Below are 1,983 nucleotides of genomic sequence, written 5' to 3' on the forward strand. Positions count from 1 at the left end.
TGTAGAGGGCGGTGACAAACCAGGCCAATGGAACGCCAGCGATTTGCTGAGCGTGGCGGTTTAAAAACCAGCCATCGGATAGGTTGCTCCTTTTAAGGGGGGTGGCCGGGGATGTTTGCCGTGGAGAGCTACGCCGCCGTTCGGCACTTTGTTTTTGTTGAAGGTAACAGCCAGCGCGAGGCCGCGAAGGTCTTTGGACTGAGCCGCGAGACGATATCGAAGATGTGCCGGTTTTCTCTGCCGCCCGGCTACACGCGGACCAAGCCTGTGGCGAAGCCGAAGTTGGGGCCGCTGCTGCCAGTGATTGACGCGATCCTGGTAGCGGATCGCATTGCGCCTGTGAAGCAGCGGCATAGTGCCAAGCGGATCTTTGAACGTCTGCGCGACGAGCATGACTTTGGCGGAGGCTACACTGTCGTAAAAGATTATGTCCGGCTGTGCCGGGCGCGTGGACGCGAGACGTTCGTGCCGCTGGCGCACCCGCCAGGACATGCTCAGGTGGATTTTGGCGAAGCGGTGGGCGTGATCGATGGTGTCCGCCGGAAGATGCACTTCTTCTGCATGGACCTGCCGCAATCGGATGCCTGCTTTGTGAAGGCCTATCCAGCGGAGACAACCGAGGCCTTTCTGGACGGGCATGTATCGGCGTTCGCCTTCTTTGGCGGTGTGCCACTGTCGATCCTTTACGATAACACGAAGATCGCGGTTGCCAGGATCTGCGGCGATGGGAAGCGCGAGCGAACACGCGCGTTCACCGGGCTCGTCAGCCATTACCTTTTTACCGATCGCTTTGGTCGGCCTGGAAAGGGGAACGACAAGGGGAAGGTGGAAGGCCTGGTCAAGCACGCCCGATCGCACTTCATGGTACCGATTCCGCATGCGCCCAGCTTCGATGACTTCAATGATGAGCTGTTGGACCGCTGCCGGGCCCGGCAGGAAGAGCGGGCTGGCCGACATAGTGAGACGATCGGCACACGGCTCCTCGCCGATCTGGCGGTGATGCGGGCATTGCCAGCAGGGCAGTTCGAACCGTGCGAGACCAGGGCCGCTCGCGTATCGTCGACCGCTCTGGTGCGCTACCGGACCAACGACTACTCGGTGCCGACCCGGTATGGCTTCCAGGATGTCATGGTGAAGGGCTTCGTCGACACGGTGGTCATCCTATGTGGCAATGAGGAGATCGCCAGACATCCGCGCTGTTATGGTGAGGCCATGTTCGTGGCGAACCCGCTGCATTATCTGGCGCTGATCGAGACCAAGCCCAATGCGCTCGATCAGGCCGCCGCGTTGCAGGACTGGGCCCTTCCGCAAGCGTTCCAGCATATGCGTCACCTCCTTGAGGCGCGTATGGGCAACAAGGGCAAGCGCGAGTTCATCCAGATCCTGCGCCTGTTGGAGGCGATACCGATGGAGATCGTCACCTTCGCGGTGAACGAGGCGATCTGTATCGGTGCAATCGGCTTCGATGCGGTCAAGCAGATCGCGCTGGCGCGCATCGAACGGCGGCCCGCCCGCCTGGACCTGGCAGCCTATCCCCACCTGCCGAAAATGGACGTGAAGACGACGCGTGCCGCCGACTATGCCGCGCTCGTGCCCCAAACATCTCAGGAGTTGGCGGCATGAACCGGGGCACAGAGGACAAGATGCCCACAGGCACCATGGCGGGGACGCCGCAGGTTCTGCTCGCGCATCATCTCAAGCAGCTCAAACTGCCTACGGTGCTACGGGAATATGAGAAGCTGGCGCGTGAATGCGCACGCGACGGGGTTGATCATAGCCGATACCTGCTGCGGCTCATCGAACTTGAGCTGATCGATCGTGAGCGCCGCACTGTGGAGCGCCGGATCCGGGCTGCGCGGTTCCCGGCGGTGAAAAGCTTCGACACGTTCGACTTCACGGCCATTCCAGGCCTCAACAAAATGCTCGTGCTGGAGCTGGCACGCTGCGAATACATCCTGCGGCGGGAAAATATCATCGCGCTGG

General features: G+C 61.2%; 2 protein-coding genes. Both read left to right on the forward strand.

What is annotated here, in order from left to right:
• Nucleotides 1-111 precede the first annotated feature (111 nt).
• Nucleotides 112-1,623 carry an IS21 family transposase gene (istA, locus tag HHL08_RS25190; protein WP_169575579.1) on the forward strand — a complete coding sequence of 504 codons (1,512 nt, stop codon included), beginning with the start codon at nucleotides 112-114 and terminating at the stop codon, nucleotides 1,621-1,623.
• A gap of 20 nt (nucleotides 1,624-1,643) precedes the next feature.
• On the forward strand, nucleotides 1,644-1,983 hold a 340-nt coding region (locus HHL08_RS25195; protein WP_169575580.1), incomplete at its 3' end, for an ATP-binding protein.

It is taken from the genome of Sphingobium psychrophilum (genome assembly GCF_012927105.1).
GTDB lineage: Bacteria > Pseudomonadota > Alphaproteobacteria > Sphingomonadales > Sphingomonadaceae > Sphingobium > Sphingobium psychrophilum.